This is a genomic window from Paraburkholderia sp. CI3 (assembly GCF_050436505.1).
Lineage (GTDB): Bacteria > Pseudomonadota > Gammaproteobacteria > Burkholderiales > Burkholderiaceae > Paraburkholderia > Paraburkholderia tuberum.
Window position 1 is genome coordinate 361,135 of sequence record NZ_JBNDMI010000003.1, and the last position, 17,759, is coordinate 378,893.

General features: G+C 66.1%; 16 protein-coding genes and 1 pseudogene. 13 read left to right on the forward strand and 4 right to left on the reverse strand.

The genetic code is table 11. The features are described from left to right. Window positions 1–19: 19 nt before the first annotated feature. Together OKW29_RS10510 and OKW29_RS10515 are read left to right on the forward strand one after the other, a co-directional pair. Window positions 20–700 carry a LysE family translocator gene (locus tag OKW29_RS10510; protein ID WP_187630364.1) on the forward strand — a complete coding sequence of 227 codons (681 nt, stop codon included), beginning with the start codon at window positions 20–22 and terminating at the stop codon, window positions 698–700. Window positions 701–845: 145 nt separating this feature from the next. Continuing rightward, window positions 846–1,034, forward strand: a pseudogene (locus OKW29_RS10515) (hypothetical protein). 35 nt (window positions 1,035–1,069) lie between these two features. On the opposite strand, the gene OKW29_RS10520 reads toward OKW29_RS10515, so the two are convergent. Beyond that, window positions 1,070–1,582, reverse strand: a complete 513-nt coding sequence (locus OKW29_RS10520; RefSeq protein ID WP_429291007.1) for a DUF1993 domain-containing protein — start codon at window positions 1,580–1,582, stop codon at window positions 1,070–1,072. A gap of 311 nt (window positions 1,583–1,893) precedes the next feature. On the opposite strand from OKW29_RS10520, the gene OKW29_RS10525 reads away from it, so the two are divergent. The 5 genes from OKW29_RS10525 (at window position 1,894) to OKW29_RS10545 (ending at window position 7,180) form a co-directional block, all read left to right on the forward strand. Continuing rightward, on the forward strand, window positions 1,894–3,453 hold the full coding sequence (locus tag OKW29_RS10525; protein ID WP_429291008.1) for a S53 family peptidase: 1,560 nt from the start codon (window positions 1,894–1,896) through the stop codon (window positions 3,451–3,453). A gap of 80 nt (window positions 3,454–3,533) precedes the next feature. Then, entirely contained in the window at window positions 3,534–5,198 is a 1,665-nt protein-coding gene (locus OKW29_RS10530) for a S10 family peptidase (RefSeq protein WP_429291009.1), read from the forward strand. Window positions 5,199–5,381: 183 nt separating this feature from the next. Beyond that, window positions 5,382–6,056, forward strand: a complete 675-nt coding sequence (locus OKW29_RS10535; protein WP_184068094.1) for a hypothetical protein — start codon at window positions 5,382–5,384, stop codon at window positions 6,054–6,056. Window positions 6,057–6,135: 79 nt separating this feature from the next. After that, complete coding sequence (locus OKW29_RS10540; protein WP_018425032.1) at window positions 6,136–6,486, forward strand: hypothetical protein; 351 nt, start codon at window positions 6,136–6,138, stop codon at window positions 6,484–6,486. Window positions 6,487–6,913: 427 nt separating this feature from the next. Beyond that, entirely contained in the window at window positions 6,914–7,180 is a 267-nt protein-coding gene (locus OKW29_RS10545; protein WP_429291010.1) for an RNA recognition motif domain-containing protein, read from the forward strand. A 111-nt stretch (window positions 7,181–7,291) separates the two neighbouring features. On the opposite strand, the gene nadE is transcribed toward OKW29_RS10545, so the two are convergent. Next, the gene (gene nadE, locus OKW29_RS10550) at window positions 7,292–8,152 is read right to left on the reverse strand and encodes an ammonia-dependent NAD(+) synthetase (RefSeq protein WP_429291011.1); all 861 of its coding nucleotides are present in this window, start codon (window positions 8,150–8,152) and stop codon (window positions 7,292–7,294) included. Window positions 8,153–8,601: 449 nt separating this feature from the next. Here nadE and OKW29_RS10555 point away from each other — a divergent pair, with 449 nt between their 5' ends. Beyond that, window positions 8,602–9,549 (forward strand): L,D-transpeptidase, encoded by a 948-nt coding sequence (locus tag OKW29_RS10555; protein ID WP_429291012.1) that lies wholly within the window; start codon window positions 8,602–8,604, stop codon window positions 9,547–9,549. Window positions 9,550–9,585: 36 nt separating this feature from the next. Here OKW29_RS10555 and OKW29_RS10560 read toward each other — a convergent pair whose 3' ends face one another. Then, a complete protein-coding gene (locus tag OKW29_RS10560) occupies window positions 9,586–10,455 on the reverse strand; it encodes a DMT family transporter (protein ID WP_429291013.1) in 870 nt (289 codons plus the stop codon). A gap of 86 nt (window positions 10,456–10,541) precedes the next feature. Further along, window positions 10,542–12,098, reverse strand: a complete 1,557-nt coding sequence (locus OKW29_RS10565) for an ABC1 kinase family protein (RefSeq protein WP_429291014.1) — start codon at window positions 12,096–12,098, stop codon at window positions 10,542–10,544. Between the two features lie 295 nt (window positions 12,099–12,393). Between OKW29_RS10565 and OKW29_RS10570 the strand changes: the two genes are divergently transcribed. The 5 genes from OKW29_RS10570 to phnV all read left to right on the forward strand — a co-directional run bounded on the left by OKW29_RS10570 (window position 12,394) and on the right by phnV (window position 17,714). After that, window positions 12,394–13,149 (forward strand): DeoR/GlpR family DNA-binding transcription regulator, encoded by a 756-nt coding sequence (locus tag OKW29_RS10570; protein ID WP_184068108.1) that lies wholly within the window; start codon window positions 12,394–12,396, stop codon window positions 13,147–13,149. A 506-nt stretch (window positions 13,150–13,655) separates the two neighbouring features. Continuing rightward, window positions 13,656–14,747 carry a 2-aminoethylphosphonate ABC transporter substrate-binding protein gene (gene phnS / locus OKW29_RS10575; RefSeq protein WP_184071357.1) on the forward strand — a complete coding sequence of 364 codons (1,092 nt, stop codon included), beginning with the start codon at window positions 13,656–13,658 and terminating at the stop codon, window positions 14,745–14,747. Between the two features lie 73 nt (window positions 14,748–14,820). Beyond that, entirely contained in the window at window positions 14,821–15,921 is a 1,101-nt protein-coding gene (gene phnT / locus OKW29_RS10580) for a 2-aminoethylphosphonate ABC transport system ATP-binding subunit PhnT (protein WP_429291015.1), read from the forward strand. Beyond that, window positions 15,899–16,861 carry a 2-aminoethylphosphonate ABC transporter permease subunit gene (locus OKW29_RS10585; RefSeq protein WP_184071353.1) on the forward strand — a complete coding sequence of 321 codons (963 nt, stop codon included), beginning with the start codon at window positions 15,899–15,901 and terminating at the stop codon, window positions 16,859–16,861. Before phnT ends, OKW29_RS10585 begins: the two co-directional genes overlap by 23 nt. Further along, complete coding sequence (gene phnV / locus OKW29_RS10590) at window positions 16,851–17,714, forward strand: 2-aminoethylphosphonate ABC transport system, membrane component PhnV (RefSeq protein WP_429291016.1); 864 nt, start codon at window positions 16,851–16,853, stop codon at window positions 17,712–17,714. Before OKW29_RS10585 ends, phnV begins: the two co-directional genes overlap by 11 nt. Window positions 17,715–17,759: the final 45 nt, after the last annotated feature.

A 17,759-nucleotide genomic window follows, 5' to 3' on the forward strand; every position in this document is an offset into this window, starting at 1 on the left:
GAACAACAAGGAGGCTCCGATGAATTCCGCTCACCTGCTGGCCGTCTACGTGGCGGCATTGATTGTCGTTTATGCGATGCCTGGGCCGGACATGGCGCTGATCCTGCAAACCAGCATCGCGCGCGGCGTGCGCAGCGGCTTTGCGGCCGCGGTGGGGCTCGGCGTATCGCGCGCGACGCACGTGACGCTGTCGGCGTGCGGCATGGCGGCGCTGCTGCGCAACGCGCCGTGGCTGTACGACGCGGTGCGCTATGCCGGCGCCGTCTATCTCGCGTGGGTGGGGATTCAAATCTTCCGCTCGCCCGGGTTCGCATTGCCGGCCGGGTCGCGCGACAGGCAAGCGGCCGGCGCGCCGCGAGTGGAATCCACTGCTTCGAGCGATGCGGGCAATGCGGTGCGGCCCTTGCGGACCGCGTTCGTCAAAGGTCTGCTGACGAACCTGCTCAACCCGAAGGCGCTACTGTTCTGCTCGGTGCTGTTGCCGCAATTCGTGCGGCCGGAAGCGGGGCCGGTAGCGTGGCAGATGATCGAGCTTGGTGTCGTGCTGCTCGTGATCGGCGCATGCTTCGACGCGTTGTATGCGATCGGCGCTGCGCGCATCGCCAACTGGATGCGCGTCCATCCTTTGGCGCAGACCGTACAACGGTGGACCTTCTCGGCTGCGTTGATCGGCTTCGCGCTGCGGCTTTCGCTGGATTGAAACTCGGAGCTGGCTTTTGCATTCGTCGCGCGTGCGCATACAGCCGATGCAAAGGCCGCGGTGCCAGGTGATTGTGTTAATAAAGCCGATAGCGCAGCCGGCCGCGCGCACGCGCGGCGACACAACCACCTTCTCACGCTCATCGATGCAAACCTTCCTGCTGTATGTCGTGACCGCTGTCGCCGAGATTCCCGGCTGTTACCTGCCGTGGCGCTGGCTTGCGTGGCTGTGGGTCGTGGACGAGGTGCGGCCCACGCTGTGAGACGCGGCAGGCGTCGCGCTGACGCTGGCCGGCATGGCGGTGATCGCATTCCAGCCGCGCCTGCACACGTGAGGGCGGCCGCGCGATCGACGACCCGCCTGCTCCGTTTACTGCTGCATCCCGCCCAGATAGTCGAGCTTACCGAGCTCGACACCGTTATGACGCAGGATGTCATACGCGGTCGTCACGTGGAAATAGAAGTTCGGCAGCACGAAACCGAACAGATATGACGCTCCGGTGAACTCGATCGGACCCGTCCGCATTTTCAGCGTGATGGTGCGGCTTTCCGAACCGTCGATCTGCGCCGCGTTGAATTCCTTCAGGTAATCGATCGTTTTCTGGATACGGGCCTGCAGTTCATCGAAAGTCTGCTCGACGTCGTCGAACTTCGGCGGCTCGACGCCGGCGAGGCGCGCCGCGCAACCCTTCGCGGTATCGCTCGCGATATACACCTGGCGCATGAACGGCAGCATGTCCGGCGCGAGCCGGGCATTCGTGAACACCGACGGTTCGATCTGCTTTGCGGCCGCGTGCGCTTCGGCCTTGCCCAGGATGGCCTGCAGGTTCGTGAGGCCGCGAATCAGCACAGGCAGTGATGCTTGATACATCGAAATTGACATGGGTTCCTCTGATTTCTCGATCGTGCGCGCAGGCGGCGCGCGCGGCAATGAAACGGCGGGAATGCCGCTTCAGCATCATAGCGTGTCGCATCCACGCCGCGCATTAGACCCTGGCCATGCGGACGACTGTCGCGCTGGCCGGAACTGTGTTCGAATGCTTTGGTCGGACGCGTGGACGAAGTTCGTGAACAACCCCTGCCGCGTATCGCCACGATGCGCTTCATGCAGGCGCGTGGCGTGCCTGGCCGGCGCCGGGCCGCGCGGTCGTGCATGACCGCGTGCGAAGCCACGCTAACAGGAGAGTCGATACTATGGTCACCAAGCATCCATTGCCGGGCAGCGAGCGAAAGGTTGCGCAGGGCACGACGGTCATCGGGCAATGCGATCCCGCCGAGCGGATCGAGGTCTTCGTGATGCTGCGCCGCCAGCAGCAGGCGCAGTTCGACGCCTTGATGAAACGCATCGAAGCCGGCGACGCGAGCGTGAAGCCGCTGTCGCGCGAGGCGCTCGCCCAGGACTACGGCGCCGCGCCCGATGACATCGCGAAGGTCCGCGCGTTCGCGGCCGCGCATGGGCTCACCGTCGCGCGCGAGGATCCGGCGGCGCGCTCGGTGCTGCTGAGCGGCACGATCGCGCAATTCCAGAGCGCGTTCGAGGTCAAGCTCGAGCGCTACCAGCATCACGCGGCCGGCCAGTTCCGTGGCCGCACCGGCACGATCAGCGTGCCGGACGATCTGCATGGCGTCGTGGAGGCGGTGCTCGGACTCGACAACCGGCCGCAGGCGCGTCCGCACTTTCGCATCCGGCCGGCGTTCGTGCCGGCGCGCGCCGGGCAGACGTCGTACTCGCCGCCGCAGCTCGCCTCGCTCTACCAGTTTCCGCAAGGCGACGGCGGCGGTCAGTGCGTCGGCATCATCGAGCTCGGCGGCGGCTACAACACGTCGGACCTCAAGACCTATTTCTCGAGCCTCGGTGTAAGCGAGCCGACCGTGACCCCGGTCGGCGTCGATCAGGCTGGCAACGAGCCGAGCGGCGATCCGAACGGGCCGGACGGCGAGGTCACGCTCGACATCGAGATCGTCGGCGCAATCGTGCCGGGCGCGGCCATCGCCGTGTACTTCACGCAGAACAGCGACGCCGGCTTCATCGACGCGGTGAGCCGCGCGGTGCACGACACAACTAACAAGCCGTCGGTGATCTCGATCAGTTGGGGGGCGCCGGAATCAGTGTGGACCAGCCAGTCGATGCAGGCGCTCAACAGCGTACTGCAATCGGCGGCGGCGCTCGGCGTGACCATCTGCGCGGCCTCGGGCGACAGCGGGTCGAGCGACGGCGCGGGCGGCGGCGACGCGGTCGACTTCCCGGCGTCGAGCCCGTACGTGCTCGCCTGCGGCGGCACGCACCTGAGCTCGTCCGGTTCGGCGATCACGCGCGAGGTCGTGTGGAACGACGGCGAGCAGGGCGGGGCCAGCGGCGGCGGCGTGAGCACCGCGTTTCCGGTGCCGGCGTGGCAGCAGGGTTTGTCGGTCACGGCGACGGGCGGCGGCAGCCAGCCGCTCGGCGGGCGCGGCGTGCCGGATGTTGCGGGCGATGCCTCGCCGTTGACCGGCTACGACGTGCTGGTCGACGGAATGCAAACGGTGGTGGGGGGCACCAGCGCGGTCGCGCCGCTGTGGGCGGCGCTGATCGCGCGCATCAACGCGGCGAAGGGACAGCCGGCCGGCTTCGTCAACGCTAAGCTGTACAAGGCGCCGGGCGTCTGCAACGACATCACGCAGGGCAACAACGGCAGCTTCGCGGCGTCGAAGGGGTGGGATGCCTGCACGGGACTAGGCAGCCCCAATGGCGGGAAGGTGGCGGGCGCACTATAGTCTGCAACACAGCGCATAACACAACAACGAGACGTAAGAACGAGGACGCATGGCAAGTAAAACGAACCCTTGGAGCGATCATGACGAATACAGAATCAGCTTCCGGTAGCCAGCATTCGCCGCACAACACGCATGCCACGGCCTCGGCAGGCGCGTCCACCGCCACGAGCGCGCCGCACAAGGCCGGCGACCAGCCGCTCTTCGACCCGGTCGCCTATGGCAACGGCCCGGACGATTCGGTTACCGATACAGTCGAGACGGCCGCGATCACGCATCATTCGGTGACGATCGGCGCTCACAAGATCGACTACACGGCGACCGCGGGCCATCTGGTGATCGTCGATCCGAGTAGCTCGCAACCGTCGGCGAGGATGTTCTACGTCGCGTTCACGCAGGACAATCAGAAGGAAGAAACGCGGCCGGTCACGTTTTTCTATAACGGCGGGCCGGGGTCGTCGTCGGTATTCGTGCTGCTCGGCTCGTTCGCGCCGCGCCGCATCAAGACGTCGATGCCGGGGTTCACGCCGCCTGCGCCTTATTCACTCGAAGACAATCCGGACAGTCTGCTCGACAAGAGCGACCTGGTGTTCATCAATCCGGTCGGCACCGGCTATTCGGCGGCGATCGCGCCGAAGAAGAATCGCGACTTCTGGGGCGTCGATCAGGACGCGGATTCGATCAAGCAGTTCATCAAGCGTTTCCTGACGAAGAACAACCGCTGGAATTCGCCGAAGTATCTATTCGGCGAGTCCTACGGCACGGCGCGTAGCTGCGTGCTCGCGTACCGGCTGCACGAGGATGGGGTCGATCTGAACGGCATTACGCTGCAATCGTCGATTCTCGATTACACGCAATCGGGCAATCCGGTCGGCGCGCTGCCCACGGCGGCCGCTGACGCGTGGTATCACAAGAAGCTCGGCGTCGCGCCGCGGCCGACCGATCTCGGCGCGTTCGCCGAGGAGGTCGCGCAGTTCGCGCGCACCGACTACCTGGCCGCGCTGCGCAAGTTCCCGACCACAGATTCCGCGACCACCGAAAAGCTCAGCGAATACACCGGCATCGACAAAACGACGCTGCTCGCGTGGAGCCTCGACATCGCGGGCTACGACAGCCGCGGCAATTCGCTGTTCCTGACCACGTTGCTGAAGTCGCAAGGCCTCGCGCTCGGCGCCTACGACGGCCGCGTGACCGCGATCGACACCGGCATCGCCGGCAAGATCGACCCGAACTCCGGCGGCAACGATCCGACGATGACCGCGGTCACCGGCGTCTACACGACGATGTGGAACGTCTATCTGAACGAGCAGTTGAAGTACACGTCGAACTCGTCGTTCACCGACCTCAACGATCAGGCGTTCAAGTACTGGGATTTCGGCCATATCGATCCAACCGGCGCGCAGAAGGGTCTCGACTCGACAGGCAACATCATTCTGTACACGGCCGGCGACCTTGCCGCCGTGATGGCGCTCAATCCCGACCTCAAGGTGCTGTCGGCGAATGGCTTTTTCGATTTCGTCACGCCGTTCTATCAGACCGTGCTCGATCTGCAGCAGATGCCGCTGGTCAGTCAGCAGGTGCGGCAGAACCTGTCGGCACGGTTCTATCCATCGGGGCATATGGTGTATCTCGATGGCGGTTCGCGCACCGCGCTGAAAACCGACCTCGCAAAGATGTACGAAGAGACGGTGTCGAACGCGCAGGCGCTCGGGCGGATCCGCGCGTTGCAGGCGCGGGTGGCGAAGTAGAGGCGGCGGGGTGCCCCACTCATCGCGACGTCGCGCTGGGTTGGTCTGCGCTGGCTCGCGGCGGCTGCCGCGAGCCAGCAAACGCCGCGCCCTCATGTCCGGCTTTTGTACTCATCCATATTGAATGTGTTTTAATTGCCTTGCGAATTGAACTACCGCGTGCCGCCGCCGGCGCGCCGACGAATGAACGCAGGCATCGCAGACACCCATCGGCGCGGTCTTTCCCGCGACACGACCAGCAGCAATGACGCGGCCAACGCGCCGCGGCTCGGACGCACGCGCGTCCTTCGTCCGCGCGTGCGCATCACGCACCGTGCGCTGCTCGTCACCGTTGGCGCACTGCTCGCGCTGCGCATCGGAGATGCCGCCGCGCAACCGAGCGCCGTGCTCGACGAACGCGTGACCCAGCAGTCGATCGGCCAAACGATTTGCCGCCCCGGTTATGCGGAAACCGTCGCGCCGCCGTTCGACGAACTGATGGCGCACAAGGATCGCATGCTTGCCGCACGCGGCATCGATGCGGATGACGTCGCCGCGTTCGCGCTCGACCGGCGTGTGCCGATCATGCTCGGCGGATCGCCCGATGCGCCGGCCAATCTCGATCTGTTGCCGTGGTCCGGCCCGCAGGGCGAGCGCCGCAAGGCACGCGCGGCGGCGCTGCTCAAGCGTTGCGTCTGCGAAGGCAAGCTGAGTCTCGCGCAGGCGCAAGCGGTGATCGTCGGCAACTGGTCGGCGGTGTATGCGGGCTTTGGCCAGGCGTCCTGCGACGTGAGCCGGCTCGAGTTCGCGACTCGCGACGACGATGGCGTCGACAGCGAAGACAGCCGACGCGGCGACGCGCATGCCCGCCAGCGTTGAGCGCGCCGCGCGTCCGCACGCTTGCGCATTCCTCGCGGAACCACGGTTCGCTGCCCCTCACCTTTTTCGGAGAAACACGATGACCCATTCCCGTCTCGCCGCCGTCGCGCTGACGATCGGCTGCCTGAGCGGCAGCGCCGCCGCGGTTGCCGTCGCGCCCGCGCATTGCGCGCGCGCCAATGAGCTCGAGATTCGCGGCGACGTGCCCGCGGCGCTCAGCTTCGACGTGTATCGGCAACTGCGCCCGCTGGATGCGCAGCGAATCGCGCTGTTCGAGGCCGCTGGCGAAGTGAAGCGTCTGCCCGACGGCCTGCCGGTATGCCAGATCGCCGATGACGGCGTCGAGGATCCTTCCGCGGTGCTGGTCCGTCTGCCGCAAGGTAAGAATGCGTGGTGGGTGAGTGCGGCGAACGTGCAAGCGGCGGACTGATCGGCGCGATCAGTCCGCCTTTGCCAACGTCCCCCGCACGCTGCCTTCGACGAGAGGTCTGCGTGCCGGGCCGGGGCTGGCCAGGCATGCAAGGTGCTGAGGCAGCCGATGTCTTCCCAGGATTGGCGCGACCGATTCAGGTACAGTGCATCGACGGGGACGTTTCGCCATTGCCTACGACACTGCGTCACAGTGTGTTCGCTGTCGAGGCGGGCTATCCTGACAACAGGATGCAATTCGCACAGGAGATTTGAACGATGGCCTTCTACTTGTCATGGCTCGCTATGGGGTTAGCCGGCACGACCGGCGTCGTCGCACTTCGCGCACTCGGCGCGACTCAGACGAAGCAGCGTGCCGCGCTGCGAGCGGTGCGTATCGCAAGCGCTGACCAACGGACCGACCGCCAGACGCGGCGAGGGTAGGCCACATGAACCTGACCGTGCGCAATATCGCCGAATCGTGCAGCGAGCAGGACGTGCGGGAATTTCTGAAGCGCGAACTCGGCCGTTACGCGAAACACGTCGAAGTGGTGGACGTCGGCAAGCCCAGCGCCTACGCGACGGTCGAACTCGACGCGAGCGTGCCGTATGTTGGCGACGTGATCGCGCGGCAGATTCACGGCAAGCACCTGGGTGGCCAGCCGCTCGAAGCGAGCGCCGATCTGTTCAGCGACGAACCGCCGCCCGAGCAGTAAGCGCCGCGGATGGTGCAGTAAGCTCTATTGTTTTCGAAGGCGGTGGACAGGCGCGACCACGCGCGCATGTCCACCGCCTTTATTCGTTTGAGAGCGCCGGTCGCGGGCGCATCATTGCCCATCCGGCGACGCCGGCCAATCGAACGGCGTATACGGCAGCGCCCGCTTGTGACGCGTCGCGTTGTAAAACTGCAGGACCACGTCACGCACGGTATCGCTGACCGGCTTGCCTTCGAGAAAATCGTCGATCGCGTCGTATGGGATGCCATACGCGTCTTCGTCGGGACGAAGCGGCCGCAGCATCTCGAGGTCGGCGGTCGGCACCTTGTGCGCCAACGCGTCGGGCGCGCCGAGCGTATTCGCGACCGCACGCACGCGGCGCTTGCTGAGCCCGGCGAGCGGCAGCACGTCGGCGCCGCCGTCGCCGAACTTCGTGAAAAAGCCCATCACCGATTCGGCCGCGTGGTCCGTTCCGATCACGACGCCCGAGCGCGCGCCAGCCACCGCGTATTGCGCGATCATCCGCTGGCGCGCCTTGATATTGCCGTGCACGAAATCCCGCTGGGATTCGTCCTTGAACGACACGCCGCTTTTATCGAGCGACTCGAGCATCGCATCGGCTGCGGGTTTGATATCGATAGTCAGATTTTCGTCGGCGCGAATGAAGCGTAATGCCTCGAGCGCATCCGCTTCATCGCATTGTTTGCCGTAAGGCAGACGGACAGCGACGAAACGCGCGTCGTAATGGTTCGCCCGCAAACGCTCGACCGCGAGTTGCGCGAGACGCCCGGCCGTAGTCGAATCGACGCCGCCGCTAATGCCGAGCACATAAGTTCTCAGGTGGCTGTTGCGCAGATAGTTCGCCAGAAAATCGACCCGGCGCTGGATTTCGCGGCTTGCGTCGAATTCGGCGGCGACGTGCATTTCGGTCGCGATGCGGGCCTGGCGCGCGGCTGGATCGGATTGAGCCATGATCGTTGTTGTCCTCGCGAGAGAAAAAGCGATTGAAGTGGCTTGAAACAGATTGCAAGCAGGTTGAAAAACGGCGTGAGTATCGGCACGCGCCGCCGTCTTCGGTCTACCTTTCGTCGAACGAAATCGTATTTGCCTTTTGGGGTTTGATTTTCCGATGACCGATTTAATTGCGTATTAATTGCGTTTTCGCTGGCATGTCGATTGTCGAAAAATAGCCGATCATTTTTGAAGAGTTCGCAGGTTAGAAGGTATTTTCATCGACACGCCTCGCTTCGCTGAGTAACATCGGTCGTGCCGAACGCCGCAGGGACCCGGCGTGCGATCAATAATAATCATGTTTGCTCCAAGACGCGATGAGATACCCAGATCGGCCTGGCCAGCCTGGATTGAACCGCCTGAGGATTTGCGCGTGGGTTTGCGCAGCCGTCGTCTCGAGTGCCGGTGCGATGGCGGCGCCGGTTCATGCGGCGGCGCCCGGTAGCGCTCAGTCACCGGCATCCGCGACATCGGCGGCGCATACGGTGAGTCTGGCCAATCCGGCCAACGCATGGAATGGCGCGAGCCGGCCGTTGCCCACGATCGACGCCGCCACCATCGCCGCGCCCGACGCGGCTGGCGTCGTCGATCCGCGCCGCGCGTTCCTGCTGCGCAACGTATTCGCGCGGGACGTGACGCGCCGGCTCAGACTGCCCGTCGCGGAGCAGCGCGCGTACGCCAACCGTCTGGAGACGGCGCTCAATGAGAACGAGCTTGGCAATCTGTCGGGCGAGTACGTGGTGCTCGTCGATCGCAATGCGAACGTGCAGGCGCTCCTGATTTACTTCCGGCCGGCGCCCGCCGACAACTGGCAGATGATCGGCGCATCGCCGGTATCCACGGGACGGCCCGGCGAGTACGACCACTTCATCACGCCACTCGGCGTGTTCGAACATACGCCCGACAACATGGATTTCCGCTCCGAGGGCACGCAGAACGAAAACCATATTCGCGGCTACGGACGGCGCGATATGCGCATCTTCGACCTCGGCTGGGCGCAGGGTGAACGCGGCTGGGGCAAGGGCGGCATCTCGCAGATGCGCTTCCAGATGCACGCGACCGACCCTGAGCGGCTCGAACCGCTGCTCGGCATTCGTCATTCGAAGGGCTGCGTGCGGATTCCCGCATCGCTGAACACGTTTCTCGATCACTATGGGATTCTCGACGCAGCATATGCGCAGCTCGTCGATTCCGGCCAATCGCTGTGGGTGCTGAAAAGCGACCGGCAGATCATGCCGTGGGCGGGGCGTTTTATCGTCGTGGTCGATTCGCAGCGCAAGAGTCGGCCGGCGTGGTCGCCAGCACCGGGCGCGGTTGCGCGAGCGAAAATGCCCGCGCGCGCGGACACGGCCGACTGACGGGCGCTTGGTGGCAATACTGGCGCGCGGCGCCCCTCACGACCTCGCCAACAACACGCCAGCCAGCGCGACCGCAAATCCGGCGATCTGCACTGGCAGCAGCGTTTCGCCGAACCCCAGATACCCTTCGAGCGCGGCAAGCGGCGGCGCAAGAAACAGCAGAGCAGTCGCGCGCGCCGCATCGCCGCGCCGGACCATCCAGACGAGCAACGTGACGCTGATGCCGGACAGCATCACGATGCCCCACGCGAGGGATGCCCACAGCGTCGGCGACGCGATCCAGCGATGCTCACCGAGCGCCAGCGCCAGCACCCCCGCGACGATCGCCGCGCCGACGTTCTGCACGGCGCTCGCGCTGCGAATATCGGCCTTTGCGAGCGAGGTCTTCTGAAACAGAGTGCCCGCCGTGATCGCCCCCACCGCGACGATCGATATCAGCACGACCAGCCACGCGGGTGCGTTGCCGTGCGTGGGCGGCGTCGCGGCAGCGAGCTTCGGCGCGAGCACCAGCACGACGCCGGCGAGGCCGAGCGCCATGCCGCTCCAGCCGCGCCGCGACAAGCGCTCGCCGAACAGCGGCGCGGCGACGGCGGCCGTCGCGAGCGGCTGCAGCGCGCCGAGCAGCGCCATCACGCCGGCGCTCAGACCTTGCGCGACGGCCCAGTAGCCGGCGCCGAGATAGACACCTTGCAGCAGCGCGCCCGCGGCCAGGTGCTTGCCGAAGTCGCGTCCGGTCGGCCACGCTGCGCGCGCGACCAGCGTGGCCAGCGCAAAGACCAGCGCGGTGCCGCCGAAGCGGGCAAGCAGAAACAGATTGGGATCGGCATAAGGCGTGATCGCGCGGGCGACCACGAAACCGGTCGACCACAGCGCGACGAAGACGGCGGCAAGAAAGGAAGCGAGCATCGAGGCGGGAGGCGTGAAAAAGCCGCCATGTTGGCGGCACGGGCGGCGCGCGTCTTGTTCAAAGCTGCAAGGCGCGCGCGGGACCGTCACCACGCGAGCAGCGTCATCCCCGCTCCGAGCACGCCGCCACAGACGACGCATGCCCACAGCAGCCAGCGCGTGCGCCGGTATTCGCGCGCGAGATCCGCGAGCAGTTGCGCGTTTTGCTGCGGGATGCCGCTGCGATCGTGCTGTTGCAGATAGCGCACCGCCAGTTGCGGCACGCGCGGCAGCATATGCGCGAGATGCGGCAGCTCGTGTGACAGTCGCTTGAGCCAGCCGTGATGATCGAGATCGCGTCGCGCGATATCGGCGAGCACGCCGCGCGCGATGTTCCATGTATCGATGCCCGGATGCAGCGCCCGCGCGAGCATCTCCGCCTGCTGGAACGAGCGCTGCGCGGTCGCGAGCGCGCCCGGCACGTGGCCGTCGAACGGTTGCACGCCGTGCAGCAGATGGTGAAACAGCGAACCCGCCGAGCGATCCTCGGGCGCCGCCGCGAAGTGCGCTTCGGCGCGCGTGCGCAACTCGGCTTCGAGCAGATCGGCGCGCGTGTCGTCCGGCACGTGGCCGGCCTCGCGATGCATGTCGGCGAGCCGCCCGTAGTCCTGGTCGAACAACGCGGTCGCGCCGTGCACGAAAAATTCGCGCTCGTCACTCGACAGGGTCGCCATGATCGAGAACTCCGCGAGCACGAGGCGCCCGAGCGTGTCCGGCTCGATGCTGACGCGCACGCGGCGCGCATCGAGCGTCGCGTGGAAGAAGCCATGCTCGAATGCCTGCTCGGTGACGATCTCGACGATATGCGCGGCGAGCGGCGCCAGCTTGATGCCGTGCGCGTGCAGACCGGGCAGATCGCTCGCGGGCAGCGTGTTGATGCGCTGCATCGTCAGCGTGTGGTCGGTGCACAGCTCCCAGATCACGTCGGGCACGACGATGCGCTTGTCGCCGTCGAAATGGTGGCCGGTCTGGCTCAGATTCGCGGCTTCGGCGCGCAGGTCGAAGCGGCGCAGGATGTCGTCGGTGAAGGTTTGCGCGAGCGCGCGCAACTGCAGCCGGCGCGCGACGCGCGACAGCTTTTCGAGCCAGCGCGCGACCCAGCGCAACAGGCCGAGTTCATCGCCGATCTGCTGCAACTGCTGCGCGCGCACGAGCTTGACGGCGACTTCGTGATGACCTTTGAGCGGCATCGCGAGCCGCGCGAAATGGGTCTGCTCGGCGAAGCCGCTGCGCACCGGCACGAGGTCGACCGCGCTGAACAGCTCGCCGAGCGGCCGGCCGAACGCGCGAGTCAAAGCCAGCGCGGAGTCGTCCGGCGACAGCGGCACTTCCATGTGATCGATGGCGTCCAGCGCGTCATGCAGCGTGCCGCTCGCGAGCTCGGGGTGCCCGGCGAGCGTCTGCGCGAAGCGGCTCGCGAGCGGACCGAGCGCCGGCAGCAGACCATGCAACTGCGCGCCGCTGCGCTCCGACGCATGCACGCGGCCGATCAGTTCGATCATCCAGTGCAGCTTGTGGTCGGGCGGGGCGGCGAGCCAGATCAGGCGCGCGCCGTAACGCAGCGCATGGAACAGCAGCAGTAGACGGCGAAACAGTGGCGGCATCGGCGGTTCGGTTGACGGGCGAGGCGTTGTGCGCGGGACTCGGCCGGGCGGCGGCGTTGCGTTCGCCGCATGGCCGGCGAGTCCAGCCGTCAAGGTTAGCAGGTCGGCGCGATGGCTGGCGTGTTCGCGCGCAAGGGCGGCTCGATGCAAGCCGAGCGCGCCATGAACGCGCCCCCACGCCACCCTGAGCGCCACCTGCACGCCAGCACCGACAACGCGCAATACGCGTAATACAATACGGCGGCCTTCCTCAACCACGGCGAAACCCAAGCGTGCCGGCTTCCGGCCTTCTCAGATGCTCGCAGAACAACGTCATCAATACATCCTCGCGCAAGTCGCAAAGAACGGCGCGCTGTCGGTCGCCGAACTGGTGCGCGAACTGAACGTATCGCGCGAAACGATCCGTCGCGACCTCAACGCGCTGGCCGGCCGCGGCCTGCTCGTGACGACACACGGCGGCGCGTTGTCGAGCGATCGGCGCGAGCCCGATCTCGATACGCGCGAAGCCGAGAACGCCGGTGCGAAGCGTGCGATCGGCGAGCGCGCGGCCGAGTTCGTGCCGGACGGCGCGTCGCTGATCATCGATTCGGGCAGCACCACGCAGTCGGTCGCGCGCGCGCTGCTCGACCGGCATCGGCTGACGGTCTACACCAACGACTGGCGCATCGCGCTGCTGCTCGGCCGACGCAACGACAATCGCGTGACGCTGCTCGGCGGCGAGCTGTCCGATATCGAAGACGCGACCTTCGGCCTCGACACGGTTCAGCAGCTCACGCAGTACCACGCCGATTTCGCGTTCATTGGCGCGGGCGGAATTTCGCCGGACGGCTATCTCACCGACTACAGCCGCATGGCGGCCGAAGTACGCAGCCGCATGATCGCCGCGGCCGACATGGTGGTCGTCGTCGCCGATCATTCGAAATTCGGACGCGTGACGCCGGTGCGCATCAACGGGATCGAGTCGGCGCGGTATCTGGTCACCGAACTGGCGCCCGAGCGCGCGCTTGGCACGGCGATCACCGCGCATGGTCCGGAGATTCTGATCGCCTGAGACGGGCTGGCGGGGCGGTTCCCGCCGCGTTCGTACGCCGCTCGCGCTGAGCGACATTCCGCGCCCGCAAAAATCTAAATAAAAAAAGCCACCCGCCCCCTCCGCATTTTCCCGACGCACCGTGCATACATCGTCATTTTCGCCATGTACGATCCACACGGGATCGGCGCGCGGGGCTCCGCTTTTGGGTGGCGCGACGAATTCCATCGGTTGGCCCGAGTTGGCAATTTGTGTCTTTTTTTGGAATTCTGCACAATCGTCATGGCCTTGTCATCGAAACCTGTGATTCTTGCCGTGCCCGCTCAGGCGCGGCAGGCAGCGCGGGTGTGGTAGGAGGCTGTCAGTCAGGCTGGGCGAGAAGCGGCAAAGTTGTCGGCAATCTGCAATCCACGACAGACCGGCGCGGCAACCGCAGCGGGCAACACGCAAGCGGCGCGTGCCGCCGTTCAATCACTACAGGTATGGGTTATCCCGACCGTCTGGTTTTTAGCTTCGGAGAGAGCGACATGAAAAAGACGAATTCCCTTCACGCCGCGGCCGGCCTCGCGCGCAAACTGCTGCCGGCGCTGGTCGCCGCAGCCGCGTTCGGCGGTGCCGCGATGCAGGCTCATGCGGCCGATGCCGTCGTGCTGTACACGGCCGACGGCCTCGAAAATCTGTACAAGGATGTGCTGCCGGCTTTCGAAAAGAAGGAGGGCGTGAAGGTCAATATCGTCACGGCGGGTAGCGGCGAAGTCGTGAACCGCGCGACCATCGAGAAGGATCAGCCAAAGGCCGACGTGCTCGTCACCCTGCCGCCGTTCATTCAGCAGGCCGACCAGAGCGGTCTGCTGCAGGCGTACCAGAGCGCCAACTACAAGAACGTGCCGGCCATCGCGAAGGCGCCGAACGGCGCGTGGGCGACCTTCGTGAACAACTACTTCTCGTTCGCGATCAACCCCGAAGTCACGAAAACCGAGCCGAAGACGTTCGCGGACCTGCTGCACCCGGACTTCACCGGGAAGGTCGCGTATTCGAATCCGGCGACCGCCGGCGACGGCATGGCGGTGATCATCCTGACCTCGTCGCTGATGGGCGAAGACCAGGCGTTCGACTATCTGAAGAAGCTTGAGCAGAGCGCCAAGTTCCACACCAAGGGCACGGGCTATCTCGACGTGCTGCTGTCGCGTAACGAGATCGCGGTCGCCAACGGCGATCTGCAGATGGATCTCGACGACGCGGCCAACGGCGGCCTGTCGCTGAAACCGGTGTTCCTCGCCGCCAAGCCCGGCGGTCAGCCGACCACGTTCCAGCTGCCGTACGCGATCGCGCTGATCAAGAACGGTCCGAACCAGGCCGAGGGCAAGAAGCTGATCGACTATCTGATGTCGACGCAAGTGCAGTCGAAGGTGCCGGACATCTTCGGCATTCCGGGTCGCAGCGACGTGCCGCTCGCCGGCAAGAACGGCGAAGCGGTCAAGCAGGCGATCAGCGGCGTCAAGCTGATTCCGGTCGACTGGAACCACGTGATGGCGAAGAAGGCCGACTGGACCGCGCGCTGGAAGAGCGACGTGATCGGTTCGTCGGGCAAAGAGACCGAAGTGGTCAAGCCGAAGTAAGTCGATTCAGGCGGCGCTTCGCGTGTAATGCGCGGCGCCGCATCAGCATTGATCCTGTTGGAGGACGACTCCGGTGAATACGGCCAGTCTCGCTCACCCCACTGCGCCTGGCGCTCCGCTGGATGCGCTCGACGCCGCGCGTTCGGACACGCCGGGCGGCGTGCAGATCGATCACCTGACGGTGCGCTTCGGCGCGCGCACGGTGCTCGACGATCTGTCGTTGACCATCCGGCGCGGCGAGTTGCTCACCGTGCTCGGCCGCAGCGGCTGCGGCAAGACGACCTTGCTGCGCTTCATCGCGGGCTTCATCGAGGCCGACGGTCTGGCCGGCACGCTGACGGTGGCCGGCCGCGATCTGACGCACATGCCGCCGCACAAGCGCAACCTCGGACTGCTGTTTCAGAGCTACGCGCTGTTTCCGCATCTGACGGTATTCGAGAACGTCGCGTTCGGGTTGCGCGCGCGGCGTATTCCGGCGCGCGACGTCGCGCGCCGCGTCGCCGAGGTGCTGAAGCTCGTGCAGCTCGGCGATGCCGGTCACGTGATGCCCGCGCAACTGTCGGGCGGCATGCAGCAGCGCGTGGCGCTCGCCCGCGCGCTCGTGATCGAGCCCGACGTGCTGCTGCTCGACGAACCGCTGTCGGCGCTCGATGCCAATCTGCGCGCGTCGGTGCGCTCCGAACTGAAGGCGCTGCATGAACGCCTGCCGAATCTGACGATCGTCTGCGTGACGCACGATCAGGACGACGCGCTCGTGCTGTCCGACCGCACGCTGCTGATGCGCGATGGCCATATCGCGCAGCTCGGCACGCCGCAGCAGCTGTACGACTCGCCGGCCGACGGCTTCGTCGCGCGCTACCTCGGCGCGGCCAATCTGCTGCCGCCGCAGGTCGCGTTCGGCATGGACGACGCGCGCTACAACGAGCGCGAACGTGTCGCGTGTCTGCGTCCGGAGGCGCTGCGCATCGTGCCGCTCGGAGAGGGGCAGTTGCACGGCGCGATCGCGTCGGTCGAGTGGTACGGCGCGGCCTTGTCGGTATCGGTCGTGCTCGATGCGCTGCCGAACGACCCCGTGCTCGTCACGATGCAGCGTGGTCTCGGCATGACGCCGGAGAAGGGCGCGCGTGTTTCCCTGCGTTACGAGGCTGGCGATGTCGTCCTTATCAAGCCCTGATACGTCCAACCCGCTCGACCTTGCCGCGCAAGCCGAGGCCGAAGCCGCCGCCGCGCGCCGTCTCGCGAGCGCGGCGGCGCACGCGGCCGCCGTCAAGCGGCGCGAGCGCCTCGCGCAATGGCATCTGCTGTTCATTGCAGTCGTGGTGCTCGGACCGCTCGTCATCTATCCGCTGGTGCGGCTCGTGATGCTGAGTCTGACCGGCGCGCATGGCCTGTCTGGCCACGCGTACGTAACGTTCTTCGGTAACCCCGAAACGCGCGGCGTGATCGGCACCACGCTGGGCATCCTGTTCGCGAGCGCGAGCCTGGCGTCGCTGCTCGGCGTGGCGCTCGCGTCGCTGCTGTTCTTCAAGCCGTTTCCGGGCGCGCGCATGGTCACGCGCTTTCTCGAACTGTTCGTCGCGTTCCCGTCGTTTCTGGTCGCGTTCACGCTGATCTTTCTGTACGGCTCGCAAGGCTCGGTCAGCATCGGGCTGCAGCGGCTGTTCAATCTGCAGGCGCCGCCGCTCGATTTTCTGTTCGGCATCGGCGGCGTGATTCTCGCGGAAGTCGTGTTCTATACGCCGTTCGTCGTGCGGCCGACGTTGGCATCGTTCGCGCTGCTCGACCAGCGACTGATCGAAGCCGCGCGCAGCCTCGGCGCGAACGGCCTGATGGTCGCGTTCAAGGTGATCCTGCCGCTCGCGTGGCCGGGCATCGCGGCCGGCACGATCCTGTGTTTTCTGCTGACGCTCAACGAGTTCGGCATTCTGCTGGTGCTCGGCAGCGCCCATCTGATCACGCTGCCGGTCGCGATCTACAGCGCCGCCACCGTCGATCTCGATCTGCCGACCGCCGCCGCCGGCGCGGTGGTGATGCTGCTGATGTCGTTGTCGTTGTACGCGTTGTACCGGCGCGTCAATCGTCGCAAGGTGAAAGGAGCCGGTCATGGCCGTTGAACTCGATCCGACCGTGCTGCCGGTCATGCACAAGAAGGGCCGGCCGGTGCGGCACAGCCTCGCGGTGCGACTGCTCGGCAGTCTGTTTCTCGGCTTTGCCGCGCTGCTGTGCTTCTGGCTGTTCGTGCTGCCGGTGTTGGTCGTCGCGCTATCGAGCGTCGCGTCGCACTGGTCCGGCACGATCCTGCCCGACGGCTTCAGCATGCGCTGGTTCGAGCGCCTCGGTTCGAGCGACTTCGACGCGCTGACCACCAGCCTCGAAGTCGGCATGGGCGTCGCGGTGCTCGGCACGATCCTCGGTTTGTGGCTCGCGCTCGCGCTCGAAGGACGCGACCGGCGCGGCCTCGGCGCCGTCATCGACACGATCGCGATGATGCCCAACGGCGTGCCGAGCGTCGTGCTCGGCCTCGCGGTGCTGATCGCGTATCACAAACGGCCGCTCGATCTGTCGAGCTCGGCGGCGATCGTGGTGTTCGTGCAGCTCGCGCTGGTACTGCCGTTCTGCTACCGCTGCGCGGCCGCCGCGCTGCGCCCGGAGCTGACCGTGTTGCGCGAAGCGGCCGCGAGCCTCGGAGCGCCGCCGTCGATGGTGCTGCGCCGCGTCGTGTTGCCGCAACTGGTGCCGGCGATACGCGCGAGTCTCGCGCTCGGCTTTGCGCTGTCGCTCGGCGAACTCGGCGCGACGCTGACCGTATATCCGCCAGGCTTCGCGACGGTGCCGATCGTCGTCGTCGGGCAGGTGGAACGCGGCTATTACCTGCCGGCTTCCGCGCTGTCGCTGATTCTGCTGCTGGTCTCGCTGGTTGCTCTGCTGCTGATCGCGGCGCGCGCTCCGCGGCGCCGGATCGACTGACCCGACTGACCCGACTGATCCGAGTGATCGGCGAGCGATTTCGTT